Source organism: Hyphomicrobium sp. (assembly GCF_035548195.1).
GTDB lineage: Bacteria > Pseudomonadota > Alphaproteobacteria > Rhizobiales > Hyphomicrobiaceae > Hyphomicrobium_B.
In genome coordinates this window covers 12947-28803 of record NZ_DASZTY010000004.1, presented here as the reverse complement: position 1 = coordinate 28803, position 15857 = coordinate 12947, and the positions used below count along the sequence as shown (strand labels likewise).

11 protein-coding genes and 1 tRNA gene are annotated in these 15857 nt (G+C 56.5%); 9 read left to right on the top strand and 3 right to left on the bottom strand.

The genetic code is table 11. The annotated features are described in order from the left end of the window. The first annotated feature begins 19 nt into the window (after positions 1–19). The 3 genes from glpX (at position 20) to VHB22_RS00185 (ending at position 3164) form a co-directional block, all read left to right on the top strand. On the top strand, positions 20–1021 hold the full coding sequence (gene glpX, locus VHB22_RS00195) for a class II fructose-bisphosphatase (protein ID WP_325454921.1): 1002 nt from the start codon (positions 20–22) through the stop codon (positions 1019–1021). A gap of 108 nt (positions 1022–1129) precedes the next feature. Then, positions 1130–2980 (top strand): single-stranded-DNA-specific exonuclease RecJ, encoded by a 1851-nt coding sequence (gene recJ / locus VHB22_RS00190; protein WP_325454920.1) that lies wholly within the window; start codon positions 1130–1132, stop codon positions 2978–2980. A 109-nt stretch (positions 2981–3089) separates the two neighbouring features. Further along, positions 3090–3164 (top strand) — tRNA-Glu (locus VHB22_RS00185). A gap of 276 nt (positions 3165–3440) precedes the next feature. Here VHB22_RS00185 and VHB22_RS00180 read toward each other — a convergent pair. Both VHB22_RS00180 and VHB22_RS16325 read right to left on the bottom strand, forming a co-directional pair. Then, positions 3441–5183 (bottom strand): sulfatase-like hydrolase/transferase, encoded by a 1743-nt coding sequence (locus tag VHB22_RS00180; RefSeq protein WP_325454919.1) that lies wholly within the window; start codon positions 5181–5183, stop codon positions 3441–3443. A 314-nt stretch (positions 5184–5497) separates the two neighbouring features. Continuing rightward, a complete protein-coding gene (locus VHB22_RS16325; RefSeq protein WP_414652684.1) occupies positions 5498–6220 on the bottom strand; it encodes a glycosyltransferase family 25 protein in 723 nt (240 codons plus the stop codon). A 254-nt stretch (positions 6221–6474) separates the two neighbouring features. On the opposite strand from VHB22_RS16325, the gene VHB22_RS00175 reads away from it, so the two are divergent. The 4 genes from VHB22_RS00175 (at position 6475) to VHB22_RS00160 (ending at position 11094) form a co-directional block, all read left to right on the top strand. Next, the gene (locus VHB22_RS00175; protein ID WP_325454918.1) at positions 6475–7437 is read left to right on the top strand and encodes a polysaccharide pyruvyl transferase family protein; all 963 of its coding nucleotides are present in this window, start codon (positions 6475–6477) and stop codon (positions 7435–7437) included. Further along, entirely contained in the window at positions 7434–8438 is a 1005-nt protein-coding gene (locus VHB22_RS00170; protein WP_325454917.1) for an alanine racemase, read from the top strand. The genes VHB22_RS00175 and VHB22_RS00170 overlap by 4 nt, the downstream gene beginning before the upstream one ends. Positions 8439–8466: 28 nt before the next feature. Beyond that, positions 8467–9636 (top strand): hypothetical protein, encoded by a 1170-nt coding sequence (locus VHB22_RS00165; protein ID WP_325454916.1) that lies wholly within the window; start codon positions 8467–8469, stop codon positions 9634–9636. A gap of 153 nt (positions 9637–9789) precedes the next feature. Beyond that, on the top strand, positions 9790–11094 hold the full coding sequence (locus VHB22_RS00160; protein WP_325454915.1) for an MFS transporter: 1305 nt from the start codon (positions 9790–9792) through the stop codon (positions 11092–11094). Between the two features lie 73 nt (positions 11095–11167). Here VHB22_RS00160 and VHB22_RS00155 read toward each other — a convergent pair whose 3' ends face one another. Then, entirely contained in the window at positions 11168–12469 is a 1302-nt protein-coding gene (locus tag VHB22_RS00155; protein ID WP_414652687.1) for an MFS transporter, read from the bottom strand. 211 nt (positions 12470–12680) lie between these two features. Here VHB22_RS00155 and cyoA point away from each other — a divergent pair, with 211 nt between their 5' ends. Both cyoA and cyoB read left to right on the top strand, forming a co-directional pair. Further along, entirely contained in the window at positions 12681–13835 is a 1155-nt protein-coding gene (gene cyoA / locus VHB22_RS00150) for a ubiquinol oxidase subunit II (RefSeq protein WP_325454913.1), read from the top strand. Between the two features lie 17 nt (positions 13836–13852). After that, complete coding sequence (gene cyoB, locus VHB22_RS00145; RefSeq protein WP_325454912.1) at positions 13853–15856, top strand: cytochrome o ubiquinol oxidase subunit I; 2004 nt, start codon at positions 13853–13855, stop codon at positions 15854–15856. Position 15857: the final 1 nt, after the last annotated feature.

The window sequence follows — 15857 nt, the reverse complement described above, 5'->3', positions numbered from 1 at the left end:
ACCCGGAAGGAACCAGGATATGAGCAAGACGGAGCAACCGAACGGAAAGCACGGTCCAGGCCTTGAGCGCATTCTTGTTCTGGAACTCGCGCGTGTGACCGAAGCAGCCGCGATCGCAGCGGCGCAACTGCGCGGTCGCGGCAACGAGAAAGCCGCAGATAAGGCCGCCGTCGATGCCATGCGGAAAGAACTCGGGCGTGTCGAAATTCAAGGTACCGTCGTCATCGGCGAGGGCGAGATGGACGAGGCGCCGATGCTCTACATCGGCGAAAAGGTCGGTACCGGCGAGGGGCCGGAAGTCGATATCGCCGTCGATCCGCTCGAAGGAACGACGATCTGCGCCAAATCGATGCCGAACGCGCTTGCCGTGCTCGCCATCGCAGAGCATGGCGGATTTTTGCATGCTCCCGACATGTACATGAACAAGATCGCGGTGGGGCCGGGCTATCCGGAGGGTGTCGTAGATCTCGATGCAGCGCCCGCCGACAATCTTCATGCTCTTGCGAAAGCGAAAGGCGTTCCGATCAACGAGATCATGGCCTGCATCCTAGACCGTCCGCGTCATGCCGATCTGATCCGGGCCGTGCGTGAGACTGGTGCAGGCGTTCAGCTCATTCCGGATGGCGACATCGCCGGCGTCATCTGGACGACCGATCCAAAAGAAACCGGCATCGACATCTACATGGGTTCGGGGGGAGCTCCCGAAGGCGTGCTGGCGGCGGCGGCGCTGCGCTGTATCGGAGGACAAATTCAGGGCCGGCTGATGCCGATGAAGGATGAAGAGCGCATCCGTGCCGAGAAGATGGGCATTTCCGACATCAATAAAAAATTCAAACTCGAAGATATGGCCTCGGCCGACGTGGTCTTCTCTGCGACCGGCGTGACAGACGGCTCCCTCCTCAAAGGCGTCAGAATCAGGGGCGATTTCGCTGAAACCGAAACCGTGGTGATGCGCTCAAAGACCGGGACCGTGCGCAGGATCAGATCGACTGTCCGCAACGTCGGTAGCCGTTTTATCTAAGGTATAAGGCTCCGATCCTGACGTGTCCTGTGGGCGTCGGCCGCGCATGGCACGCGCCCACGTGCGAATCGACATACAACTTGGCCACGGGTAGCAGCGGGGGCTCCAGTGCGCGCAACGGGTTTGGCAAAGGCCGCATTCGAGAATATATCGGACGACGCAGCGTTCCTCGGCGTTCGCGCGAGCGCCCGCGGCCTCGTCTGGCGCGAGCGCCTTCCGGCCGAATTGAAACCAATCGCAACTGCGATCAGCCAGCGCCATGGGCTGCCGGAGCTGATGGGACGCATATTGGCGGCGCGTGGCATCGGCCTTGATGCGGTTGAGGGTTTTCTCGATCCGACCCTCAAATCGCTCATGCCGGATCCGAGCACGCTCAGAGACATGGACAAAGCGGCATCACGCCTCGCGGATGCAATCATCGCAAAACAGCCCGTTGCGATCTTCGGGGACTACGATGTCGATGGTGCATGCTCGTCCGCGCTGCTGAGCCGTTTTCTCACCCATCATGATGTGCCCTCGCGCATTTATATTCCCGACCGCATCTTCGAAGGGTACGGTCCGAACGTTGCCGCCATCGAATCCTTGGTAAAGGAAGGCGCGCGGCTCATCGTGACGGTCGATTGCGGTACAACGAGCTTCGAACCGCTGGAGGCTGCGCGCAAGCTCAACGTCGACGTCGTCGTTCTCGATCATCACCAGGCTGACGAACGGCTTCCTGACGTTCATGCGCTGGTCAATCCGAACCGCCAGGATGATATCTCGGGGCAAGGAATGCTCTGCGCCGCGGGCGTTGTGTTTCTTATGCTCGTAGCAACGACGCGCGAACTCAGACGCCGCGGATTTTACAACGCGTCGCGCGAGCCCGATCTTCTGGCGTTGCTCGACCTTGTCGCCCTCGCGACCGTTGCCGATGTCGTGCCGCTCGTCGGGCTTAATCGCGCTTATGTCAAAAAAGGCCTGACAGTTATGCGCGCGCGGGAGAACGTCGGACTGACGGCGCTTGTCGATGCGGCCGGATTAACGGCGCCGCCGACGCCTTATCACCTGGGATTTATTCTCGGGCCGCGCATCAACGCTGGCGGCAGGATCGGCAATGCTGCGCTGGGCGCAACTCTACTTTCGACAACCGATGCCGTTGAAGCGCAGAAAATCGCAGAGCTTCTCAATCGCCTCAACAAGGAACGCAAGGATATCGAGACGCTGATGCTCGAAGAGGCGCTCGCGATAGCCGACCGGCAAATAGCGGACGATCCATCGCGCGCGATCATCGTCGTAGCATCGGAGACTTGGCATAAGGGAATCGTCGGTCTCGTTGCCAGTCGTCTCGTCGAGCGGTTTCGCAGACCCGCCTGCGTCATTGCGTGGGAAACGGAAACGTCCCTCCCGGGACACGGAACGGGATCTCTGCGTTCGATTCCGGGCGTCGATCTGGGATCCGCGGTCCGTGCGGCAGTTGCTGCAGGTTTGCTTGTTAAAGGCGGAGGCCACGCGATGGCCGCCGGATTGACCGTGACACGTGAAGGTCTCGCGGCGCTCGATCAGCATTTTGCGACACACCTTGGCGCGGCGACAGCGACCGCCAGTCAGTCAGCCGGGCTCGACATCGACGCTGCGCTCGTCGCGTCCGGCGCGACAACCGAATTGATGGACCTCATCGAGCGTGTCAGTCCGTTCGGGCAAGGAAATGCGGAAGCGCGTTTCGTGCTTCCTGCGCACCGCGTCAAATTCGCCAAGCTGGTCGGGGAAACACATGTCCGGGCCTTGCTCGAAGGTGGCGACGGAGCACGGCTCGACGCCATTGCGTTCCGCGCCGCTGGACAGCCCCTCGGCGACCTCTTGATGTCCTCTGGAGGCATGCCGCTGCATGTTGCCGGGCACCTGAGGCGGGATACCTGGGGCGGCCGTGACCGGGTAGAGTTGCAGATCGAGGATGCGGCCGATCCGCGGCGTCAATCCTGATTTTAAAGCGCAAACGCGAGGACAATCCTGTCGCAGGAGCGGGCGGGGCGCCCGCGCTTGCCAAAGACGCCCGAAGCCGACTATAGGGTGCGTCTCAAGCCGACGGACCGCTCCCTTCGTCTATCGGTTAGGACGTCAGATTTTCAATCTGAAAAGACGGGTTCGACTCCCGTAGGGAGCGCCAAGTTTTATTGAATAGTTCTGTCTTCCTTTCTTGCTGCGCGTCTAGCGCATTTTCCGACTTTCGCGGGGTCCCGTTCGTCAGCGGCAAGGGACATCCATGCGACCTCTCCCGTGTTGTGCCGGGAGATGCGGGCGTGGTTCGGCTTTTCGTTCGGACAACTCTCGGTCCACTTGATTTTTCCGGTGACGACATTTTCCAGGCGTTGTAGCGGTTATTGGGTGAACCCTTCGGAGCTCTGGAGCACCTGCTTTCAAACCGGCGCCCTTCGCAAGTCCGCTACGGTCGATATTTGGTAAGGTGGTCATCTGGGGATTTGTCAGAATGGTTTGCGAGTCGCGGTGCGATCATCGCATCTCGGGTTGATCGGCCTGCCGGATTCGCGCTTATGCCGAACCACTTTCCGACAAATGCATTCTGGCCCAGGAATTTTCGAACCCCAACCGGCGGCGGCCCGTAGAGTTCCAGTCCGTATCGAGCAACGACGAACCTTCGATCATATCCCATCCAATCGAGCAGCGTGGGAAATATTTCGAAATGGCTCGAATGGTCGACATGCTCCTGAAGGGTCGCTTTCAGATCCTTTTTGATTCCTGGATCCCCCGTCGATACGAAAAGTGGCACCTCGCCCTCTGTGATTGCTGGATTCTTAGGATTGCAATGAAAGTATCTCGAAGGAACAGCGAACATGTTTTGCCCATGATCTGAGGTGTAGATGACGACAGTGTCGGGACGATCCAGAGCGGGCCGCAAAACTTTGAAAAAGTCATCAACCTGCCAATTGATTTCTTTCAGATAATTCGAAACTTGCGCCTTCTGGGCGGAATTTAGGCCGAGAGGATCCGAGTAGGCATCGACGCCGACAGGATTATAACTGAATCCCTGTGGAAGTACCCAGCCTGTGTGGGGATAGTGGGCGCCCTCTTTCTCGACAAAGATGAATTGGGATTCAGATTTGTCGAGCAGTTTAAGCAATCGATGAGCGATGTCGTGATCCCTGAATTGATCATCACCCACTTTGGCTAAAGGGATGCGTTCGTCGATCTGTGCAGCTTCTGCCCGACCCATATAGGAATGAAACGTGAATGCCGTCCGAAAAGCATCGAAGTAATAGGTCCGGTACCCAGCCCTCCGCGCGTACAGCCAAAAGTTCGGTGATTTGAGACTCGCTTTGCGTTTGTCCGGTAGCATTGCCTCGCGAAGGCCAACCCGCAGCATGAGACGAGTCGCGGTCGAACAGTTGGCAATCGACGATGCGGCGCCGAAATTGAAGAAAAAGTCCTTGCCGACTAGACTGGTTAGAAACGGCGTGTTGTCGAATTGCGGATTGTTGAGCGACATGAATGTGCCGCCCACGCTCTCATCGACGATGTAAAGAATTTTCTTAATTCTTGGAGCAATTGGACCGACATACCCAACTGCATTGGGAGGTCTGGTCTTGGGATCCGCCATGCGCATCGCTTTCACGATCTGCCCTTCGATCGCGAATACCGGCGGCTGGATGACCTTCTGATAATCTCCGATCTGCACGTTGTGAAATGTGACGACGAAAGCGCCCGCCGGAACGAGAGCAAAAGACAGAGGAAGTGACCATCTTCCTGGTCGAAGGCAGAAGATAAATCCGACCGGCAGGAGCCATAAAATGTGCCAAAACACCGTCGGCAGAAAACTTAGACCATCACTTGTGTTGTCTCTGACTTGCCAAAGAAGGTTGACGAGTTCCTGATTAACGTGCGAGCCCGATAGAAAGAGCACAGCCTGGTCGAATGCGACCGCTGCCAAAATCAAAAACGTCAGTGCGATGCGAATTGACGTCGTCCGAAGAAATGGGACGATCGCGATCGATGCTATGGTCAGAGCATAGGCAAGAAAATACTCGTTGAGAATATAGTGTGGCGGCAAACTGCCCATTGGATGCAAGGTGTCCTGGACTAAATCGAGCCACAGTAATGGCGCCGCAAATAGGATAGCCGAAATTGCGATAACCTTGAGCGCCGTCCGCGCGAATATGAGGTTTTTCATCAGCGGGCGAGCTGTCAACAAATTGCGAGTTTGCTGACGTATGCTGTTGCCGCCGCTCTTATGAGCTTTATCCACATCCCCGCGTTCTCCCGCCATCTGTACGATAAGAAAATCGCCAGTACGACGAAATTTTTACAATGCTCTAATTTTCACTCGTACGCGGAACTACTCACACGGTCAGTGTACCTGAGCAGTCGGTCCCCATTAGCTATCAATATTTTAGGAGTTCGGCGCCCTGCGTTCGCCTGAGCGTGCGCAAGAAACGAATTCGGCGATCTCGAGTTTTTTTAACGATAGAACCGGTCCGCGCTCGCTCAAAAATAGTGCGCTAAATAAGGAACGATCCCCATTTTCCGCATATTGAAAATCACTCGACGAACCTGATTGAGTTTGCGTGGCATGCTTCTGACCGCGATCGTTGTCTCAAACTCAATCCCACTCGCCTGCGTAATCGGCGGAGGATGAATTCCATAAACGTTTAGGTCAAGCTGCCAGGGCCAGCGGATCTCAACATCTATCGGTTGCTTTATCAGTCGGGGCGTTAAAAGCTTTCGAGCGCCTGATTGACTAACGACAAGTCCGGTCGTGCTTCTGGGAATTCTCAGATACCTGACAAGAGCCCTTCCGCGCCCGATATCTACGAGTCGCTGGACAGGCCGGGACGAGGCTTCGATGAGGCGAATAACGTCCCAATCGCTTGGAGCCGCACGGACAGCATGCATAACTGAGTTAAGGCAATCTTTTTCGATGCGCGCGTCGTCCTCAAGTATCAACGCCCACGGCAAACCTCTGTCGATAATGATCTTGTAAATAGAAAGATGGCTAGCCGAGCAGCCGACCTCGCCGGGTCCCATTCGATTATCGTAGAAAGATTGCAGCCAATGCGGAACCCCGCGCCCATCGACAGCTGAAATGCGTTCGGCTGAGATATTCGCGGCCGAAAGCTCTTTTTCCAGGCGTACACGTCGAGAAACATCGCGGTCGAGATTTATGTAGAAGGCAGGAACACGTGAGCGAACGTTTTGATCCTGAATCATTGTTTCAACAGTAGCTGTCGCAAGAACTAGATTCGGATACCGTGATTCTCCGTACTGGGTTCACTCCTGGTCGATCATCTTTGCCCGTCGCCAAAGTTAACAACGTTTTTTACAGCAGCGCGGAACTTGTGCTGGGTGGAATGAGAAGTGTCTCCTTGTCCACACCTTACCTGGGCGGACCCGTGGCAGCTTTCGATATTCGCGCGCTATTGTAGCGGCTTCGAAGGAAATCGATCGATAGGGCCGAAAAGCAAATGCCCATCCTCGCCGCTATGCGAACCGACATGGAGTTTTTTCTTAAACGGTTCGCCGGCGAGCGCGTGCTCTTCGTCCCAAACGAAGGCAATGTTGGAGATTGCTTAATTTTCGCTTCGACACTCGGCGCCCTTTCGGCGGCGTCAATCGACGTCGAAATCGTCAATAGACGTGCAGACTTTCGCGACAGGATCGTGTTTCTCGGCGGAGGTGGAAACCTGGTCGGAATCTATCGCGGAATGCGGGAGACGATCGAAGCGTGCAGAGATCAATCGGCACAGATCATTTTGCTACCCCATACTGTAAGGAGCAATGTCGATCTGATCCGGTCGCTCGATAACCGCATGACGATCTGGTCTCGCGATGTGAGGTCTTTCGAACATGTTCACAAGCTCAATCCGAATTTGGATTGTCGTCTTGGACATGACATGGCGTTCCACTGCGACGTCGGAAAACTTCTGAACGACGCAGAATGTAACGAGTTCGGGCCGCCAATGCTCAGAGCAGGTCTGGAGCAACACGGAACCACCCTCGACCGACTATGTCGCCTCCCTGTGGTTCGGTTCATGCGAACCGACCGAGAGGCACGATTCTGGCGAATTGATACCGACTTGGATGTGTCCAGGGCCTTTGGCAGAGTTGCCGACGCCAGAACATCGAAGCTTGCATCCTGGTGTTTTTTGAAAACGATCTCGGTTGCAAAGCGTGTCGTCACCGATCGGCTGCATGTGGCGATCGCTTGCGCGTTATTGCAGAAAGAGTGCGAGCTGCTGGACAATTCCTACAACAAGAATAGAGAAATTTACGCGCACAGCCTCTGTCGTTTCGATACGATTTCGTTCGCAAGCGATGTCGAAGAAAATATAGAGGACCAGCCGCTTCGTCGGAAAAAGTCGCTTTTCGCGAGGGTTGCGCGCGGCACAAAACGTTTCCGCGGCTTCCTGGGCAGCGCAGTGCAATGACAGCGCTGGCACAACGAAGTAGAGCGAGTTCTATCCCAAAAAAGGCGCACGCTCCGGCGCGCGACAGCGGCCGCACGAAAAATCCGCATTTGGATCTCGAAATCGACCTCGGATCGATCCGACACAATGTGGAAGCCATCGCCAAAACCACTGGAGTGCCAGTCTTGCCGGTCGTGAAGGCCGACGCCTATGGCCTCGGAATTGAAACGATCAGTCGAACAATAGCGGATATCGCGGCAGGGTTTTGCGTCTTTCAGGCAAGAGAAGCGGTCGCCGTCGACTTGGCCGGGCTCACGCGCAAACGTGTGCTCGTTTTAGGGCCGCCTGAAAGCAGCGATCCCGCGGACTACGATGCTCACGACATCACACCGAGCGTTTACAATGCTGCGCAAGCCCGGCAACTTCGAAGGGCTCGCCCGGCTCTTTGCGTCGACACTGGCATGCAGCGCTTCTCGTGTCCGCCTGATGACTGCCGTGAAGCCGTCGTTGCTGGCGATTGCCGCGAGATCTTTACGCATGCAACGCGGCTCGGTCATGTCGAGAAATTCGAGAATGCGACGTGCGGTTTTAATCTTCCGCGACACGCAGCGGCCAGCGCCTTGCTGCACGAGGAACGGGCGATGCTCGACGCTGTTCGACCGGGATTGGCCATGTATCGAAACGCGATCAATATATCTGCACGCATCGTCGAGATTCATGACTCGGGGAAACCGGCGGGGTATTCGGGCTTCGTCGTCGAACAGCACGGCATCATTCTCGCAGGCTATTCACACGGACTTCGCAAGGGGCCATGTCTCATCAATGGCCGGAAATCCAGGCTGCTGGAAGTCGGAATGGAGTCGGCATTTGTTGAACTCGATCCCTGGGACCGGGTCGGTGACAGGGTCGTTCTTCTTGGCGGCGAGCTAACCGAACTTGAACTCGCACAGTGGTGGGACTGCAGTCCTCATGAAGTTTTGACCTCAATGTCTTTCGCCGCAACGCGCCGGTATGTCTGTTGAAACCTATCGGCCAAACTCGGAATCTCGAATGGCTACGCTCAAACTGCGCATTTCCGAAGACGGACTTCGTCGCGAAGTTTTAAGCGGCGGAAAGCTACCAAATCTTTTCTACGAGATTCAGCCGAGAGCTGGCGCACACATTCCTGAATTCGACGGAGCCGATTTCGCGCTCATAGCGATGTTGCCGATCGCGATGAGCGAAATGACTGATCTGAAGGCCGAATTTGAGGTAGACTCAACTCTTTTGGACGGTCTCGATCACTATCAGGAGGTTTGGCATTCCTGGCGACCGGACATTTTCAAGAAAAAAATCAAAATCACGACCGCCGGCGAAACGTTCCGGTCGTCTCCCAATCGTGCCAATCGTGCCGTGGCGGCATTCTCGTCCGGTGTTGACAGCACGTTCACACTGAGCCGCCACTTAAACAAAGATGCGGGGAGGGCCGTTCGCGATATCGATACCGCCGTCATGGTTCACGGATTCGACATGCCTCTCGAAGCAGATGGCGGTTTCGAAGTTCTGTTAAGCAACGGACTGGCCATATGTCGCGACCTCGGCGTTGGGCTTGTTACCGTCAAGACAAATTGGCGAAGCATAATCCCAAATTGGGAAATGACCTTTGGTGCTGGTCTCGCTTCCGTCTTACATCAATTTTCGGATGCTCACGACGTCGCGTTGATCGCAACGGAGGAAAGTTATCAAAATTCCTTCCCCGTTTGGGGCAACAGCTTCTGGACCGACCGTTTTTTCTCATCTTCGAAGCTGAAGATCGAATCTGACGGCGGCGTCTACGATCGCATTGAACGAGCGCGCTATCTTGGCCGCCATCCTCAGCTCGTTCCGCATCTGCGCGTCTGCTGGGCCGGACCGAGAACCGGAGAAAATTGCGGCGTCTGTACCAAGTGCGTCCTGACGAAGCTCAATTTTGTGGCGGCGGGCGTCGCCCAGCCTTGGCCATTTCCGCAGGGGCTCACTGCAGACCTGATCAACGAAATGCCTTTGCGGACGCGTTGGCAAAGGCAGTTTCTCGAAATCATTCTCTCAAAAATCGAAAATGAGCCGTCGGTAGACACTGCAATTGTCGGCGCCGTCAGAAATCGACTTGCTTCGCCGCGCACGCTCGGAAAAAGCTGGAAATCGTCAACATCCGTTCTGACCTCAGCCATTCGGTCATCGGTCGCTCGGGTCAGGAGGTAATTGCCGTCTCTGACTTGACGTAGCCGCGGATCTATCGTCAGCAGCGTGTCTCTGCTTGCGGACCGGCGCGACGAGCTCCTGGGTTGCGCGGCGGCGTTCTGGCTGAAATAGTCGCACTTTCCCGTCAGCTCCTTCCCAGACACAGGTGTAACTTTGGCCGGATCAGAGAATGCCTCAACCCGTCGCGTGCTGTTTGCAAGTCTCGCCGGAACGACGATCGAATTTTTCGATTTCTATATCTATGCGACGGCCGCGGTTCTGGTGTTTCCGCAGCTCTTCTTCCCGAATGCGGATGCGACGACGGCAGTTCTGCAGTCCTTTGCGACCTTTTCAATTGCTTTCTTCGCCCGGCCCGTCGGCGCGATGCTGTTCGGACACTTCGGGGATCGCATAGGGCGAAAGGCGACGCTTGTAGCAGCGCTATTGACGATGGGCTTGGCGACTGTCGGGATCGGACTCCTGCCGACTTATGCGACGGCTGGAATCTGGGCGCCGTTTTTGCTGGCAATGTGCCGGTTCTTCCAGGGTCTGGGTCTCGGCGGAGAGTGGGGCGGCGCCGTCCTCCTCGCAACCGAGAATGCTCCACCTGCGCGAAAGGCATGGTTCGGCATGTTCCCGCAGCTCGGTGCTCCGATCGGCTTTCTTTGTTCGACCGGCGTTTTTCTTCTGATTACGGAGCTTCTGACCGACCAACAGTTTGCCGCGTTCGGGTGGCGCATCCCATTCATCGCGAGCGCAACGCTCGTGCTGGTAGGGCTCTATGTCCGCCTGCGCATTTCCGAGACACCGGAGTTCAAACGCGCGCTCCAAGCTGAAGAACGAGTGAAAGTGCCACTGGTGTCGGTGTTCGCGAGTCACTCTCGGCTGCTGATCCTCGGCACGTTCGCTGCGCTTGCGACATTCGTCTTGTTTTATCTGATGACGGTTTTTGCATTGAGCTGGGGGATCAATGCACTGAAATATACGCGCCAGGAATTTCTACCGATTCAAATGATTGGCGTCGTATTCTTTGGATTGACTATTCCTCTTTCGGCGTGGCTCGCGGATCGCTTCGGACGGCGCGCTGTATTGCTCTGGACAACAGCGCTCATCGCGGGCTTCGGGCTTCTATTCCAGCCGCTTTTCGGTTCGGGACAATTGAGCAGCGTAATCATTTTCATGATTGGGGGTCTTGGGCTGATGGGTCTGACTTACGGTCCGCTCGGAACGGCACTTTCCGAGCCGTTTCCGGTCCGCGTCCGATACACTGGCGTATCTTTGGCGTTCAATCTTGCCGGTATTTTCGGTGCGTCGCTGGCGCCCTACATCGCGACGACGCTTGCGACGAAGTTCGGCATTCATGCCGTCGGTCTTTATCTGGCGGGAGCTGCGGCGCTCACATTTCTGGCGCTTCTCGGGCTCCCTTGCGACTCCGACAATGCCGCGCGATCGCTGATATCCAACGAGCAGCCGACCTAAATGTTTAAAGGACTGCCGTGCGGTGTGCACGACAGTCCTAAAGAGCTACTTGAAGTGCCGGCTCCTGTCGCGATCAGCGGTCCGCGCGTGTGCGGAACTGACTGCTTACCGCCAGAGCCAAGAGCGTGCAGATCGCGCCCGAGAGCAGGTAGGCGCCGGCGGCCATCAAACCGAATTGGCTCGACAGCAGCAACGCGACGAACGGGGCGAAACCGGCGCCGAAAAGCCAAGCCAGATCCGTCGTCAACGCAGATCCGGTGTAACGGTACGCCTTCGAGAAACTCGCCGCGACTGCGCCCGAGGACTGTCCGAACGAAAGTCCGAGCAGGACAAAGCCGAGGACCATAAAGGTCATTTCTCCAAATTCGCCGCCGTTTAGAAGCTGCGGTGCAAAGCCGCTGAATGCTGCGATGGCGGCGGCCGTGCCAGCTAAAAGATTGCGCCGGCCGATCCGATCGGCGACGTATCCCGAGACGACAATTGCTGCCAAACCAACAAACGCGCCGATGATCTCGATGACGAGAAAGCGCGCCGGCCCCTCCGCTGTAAACAAAAACACCCACGACAGCGGAAATACAGTAACCATGTGGAACAGGGCGAAGCTCGCCAACGGCGCGAATGCCCCGACGATCACATGTGTGCCTTCGGCACGTAGCGTTTTCAAAACGGGAGCAGGCTGTAGCTCACGGCTTTCGAACAGTCTCGTATATTGCGGCGTCACGACCAATCGCAGGCGAGCGAAGAGGGCGACGACGTTGATGGCAAACGCGACAAAGAACGGGTAGCGCCATCCCCAATCGAAGAAATCGTCTGATGACAGATTGGCGACAAAGAAAGCGAACAGCGCGGCTGCGACGATCAGCCCAAGCGGCGCGCCAAGCTGCGGTATCATGGCGTACCATCCGCGACGTCCCTCAGGCGCGTTAATGGCGAGGAGTGCGGGAAGGCCGTCCCATTCGCCACCAAGCGCAAGACCCTGGCCGATGCGAAGAAGCGCCAAGAGAAAGGCGGAGGCAGCGCCGATCTGCTCGTATCCCGGCAGGAAGGCGATCGCGACGGTGCACGTTCCAAGCAGAAACAGGGTAATCGTGAGCTTAACGCCGCGCCCATAGTTGCGGTCGATGGCCATGAAAATGCCGGTGCCAATCGGTCGCGCGACGAACGCGAGCGCGAAGATCGCAAACGAATAAAGCGTTCCGGTCAGCGCATCCAAGTAGGGAAAGACCAGCTTGGGAAAGACGATGACGGAAGCGATTGCGTAGACGAAAAAGTCGAAGAACTCCGACGTTCGTCCAATGATGACGCCGATCGCGATTTCGCCGGGCGTCGCGTCGCCATGTCGAGCGTTTACGATCCGCGCATCGCGTTCGAACATCGCTGACGAGGGCGCGGCAGATTGAGCACTCATCCGTCGTCTGCTCCTTTAGGTAATTGGCGGACGGCGGACTGTCCGCTCGTTCCGGTGTCTCCACTGTTAGTCTCGGGATGCGTCGCAAGAGCATTGGGCAAATTGTCCAATGTCGTTTTTGTCGTCACGCCTTTAGCGGTGAAGCAAGGAAGTGCTGCGTCCCCCGACAGGAGCCACCTTGAATCGTCTTCGTATGTTTGCCTTGCTTCCACTCATCGTTTTGTTGAGTGGCTGTAACGCTGTTGTGCTGCATCCATCAGGCGACGTCGCCATGCAGCAGCGGGATCTTGTGGTCATCTCGACAGTACTAATGCTGCTCATCATCATTCCGGTGATGGCGCTCACCGCGTTTTTTGCTTGGCATTATCGCCAATCGAATAAGAGTGCGACCTACGATCCCGATTGGGACCATTCGACACATTTGGAGTTGATCATTTGGTCTGCGCCGCTGCTCATCATCATTTGTTTGGGAGCGGTAACTTGGATGGCGACGCATCTGCTCGACCCGTTCCGTCCAATCGGTCGCACGGCGCCAGGACAGGCCGTAGCTCACGACACAAGATCACTTAAGGTCGATGTCGTCGCGCTCGATTGGAAGTGGCTCTTCATCTATCCGGACTACGGAATTGCGACGGTGAACGAGCTGGCCGCTCCACTCGAAACGCCGATCGATTTTCGCATAACGTCATCGTCGGTCATGAACTCGTTCTTTATCCCGGCGCTTGCGGGGCAGGTTTACGCAATGCCGGGCATGCAGACGAAGCTCCACGCTGTCATCAATAAGCCCGGCGTTTATGAGGGCTTTTCAGCGAACTACAGTGGTGCCGGTTTTTCGGGCATGCACTTCGCCTTCCACGGACTGACAAAAAGCGACTTTGAGAAGTGGGTCGCTGACGCAAAGTCCGGAGATTCTACGCTCAGCCGCAAAGAATACCTGGAGCTTGAGCGCCCGAGCGAAAACGTTCCCGTGAAGAAATTCGCGACCGTAGATGCAGGACTCTTTAAAGCAATCGTTGGGATGTGCGTCGAGCCCGGCAAAATGTGCATGGACGAGATGAGCGCCATCGATGCCAAGGGCGGCCTCGGACTCGCAGGTGTCTATAACGTTCTGCCGCTCGAATATGACAAATATGTCCGACGCGGATCGACGGTGCTGGGTCCGAAGAAGTCGCCGGTGGCCAGCATCTGTACGAAGACCGAACCCACGGGAGTTGAAGCGGACAACGATCCTCCACCGCGATCGTTAGAGGCTATTCCCGTCGTTGGCGCCGGTCTGCCGCGCCCGGGGCTTTCATCCCAACCGGCCGCGCCTCAGCGGCCATCCAACTCCTGATCGGGACGTATATCGGAATGCTTGACAATCCTGGTCTTCAAAAAGCGATCTTTGGACGGCTGACGCTCGAGTCGTTTCCGTTTCATGAACCGATCCTCGTTGCGACGTTCGTCGGTGTCGCGCTCGGTGGTGCTGCCGTCGTCGGTGCAATCACATACTACCGTCTCTGGGGTTATCTCTGGCGGGAATGGTTCACGAGCGTCGATCACAAACGCATCGGCGTCATGTACATCATTCTCGGTCTTATCATGCTGCTGCGTGGCTTTGCCGATGCGCTGATGATGCGATTGCAGCAGGCAATCGCTTTCAACGGTTCGGAAGGCTATCTACCGGCACACCACTACGATCAGATTTTCACCGCGCACGGCGTCATCATGATTTTCTTCGTGGCGATGCCACTCGTCACCGGACTGATGAATTATGTTGTGCCGCTGCAGATCGGTGCGCGCGACGTCGCCTTTCCGTTTCTCAATAACTTCAGTTTCTGGATGACCGTCTCGGGTGCAATGCTCGTGATGATGTCGCTCTTCGTCGGCGAATTTGCGCGGACCGGCTGGCTTGCGTATCCGCCGCTGTCGAACATCGGATACAGCCCAGATGTCGGGGTCGATTATTACATATGGGCGCTGCAGATCGCGGGTGTCGGAACCCTCCTGTCCGGTGTCAACCTTATCGCGACCATCGTGAAGATGCGGGCACCGGGAATGACGATGATGAAGATGCCGGTCTTCACTTGGACTGCGCTCTGCACCAACGTTCTGATCGTTGCCGCGTTTCCGGTTTTGACAGCCGTGCTGGCGCTACTTGGTCTCGATCGTTACGCCGGCACGAACTTCTTCACGAACGACTTCGGCGGCAACCCGATGATGTACGTGAACCTGATTTGGATATGGGGGCATCCCGAGGTTTACATTCTCATTCTTCCGGCGTTCGGCGTCTTCTCGGAAGTAACGTCCACGTTCTCCGGCAAGCGTCTCTTTGGTTACACGTCGATGGTCTATGCGACCGTCGTCATCACGATTTTGTCGTACCTCGTCTGGCTGCATCACTTCTTCACGATGGGATCAGGCGCGAGCGTAAACTCATTCTTCGGCATCACGACGATGATCATTTCGATCCCGACGGGCGCGAAGATGTTCAACTGGCTGTTCACGATGTATCGTGGCCGCATTCGCTATGAATTGCCGATGATGTGGACCATCGCATTCATGCTGACATTCGTCATCGGCGGCATGACCGGCGTACTTCTGGCTGTTCCGCCTGCCGACTTCGTCCTTCACAACAGTCTGTTCCTGATCGCGCACTTCCATAACGTGATCATCGGCGGCGTCGTGTTCGGAATGTTTGCCGGCATCGCCTATTGGTTTCCCAAGGTTACCGGGTTCAAGCTCGACCCGTTTTGGGGAAAGATGTCATTCTGGTTCTGGGTATCGGGTTTCTATCTGGCCTTCATGCCGCTCTACGTACTCGGTTTGATGGGCGTCACCCGGCGTCTCCGGGTTTTCGATGATCCATCGTTGCAAATCTGGTTCGTGATCGCGGCCATCGGTGCGGTACTTATTCTCTTCGGTATTTTGTCCTTCCTGGTCCAGATTTTCGTCAGCATCCGCAATCGCGAAGCGCTGCGAGACCTGACGGGCGATCCTTGGAACGGGCGAACGCTGGAGTGGTCGACGTCGTCTCCGCCTCCACCTTACAACTTTGCATTCACGCCTGTCGTTCACGACAATGATGCGTGGTGGGATATGAAGCAGCGCGGCTATGCGCGGCCTCTTGGCGGCTACAAGCCGATCCACATGCCGAGGAATACGAGCGCCGGAATCATCCTGGCCGGCATCAGCGGCGTCCTCGGTTTCGCATTGATCTGGTATATCTGGTGGCTCGCGGCAGTCAGCTTCGTAGCTCTGCTGGCGACGGCCATCGGCCACACGTTCAATTACAACCGCGATTTCAACATTCCCGTCGATGAGGTCATCCGGACCGAAGGCGCGCGGACAAAGCTTCTTTCGGGGCAGGCTTGAA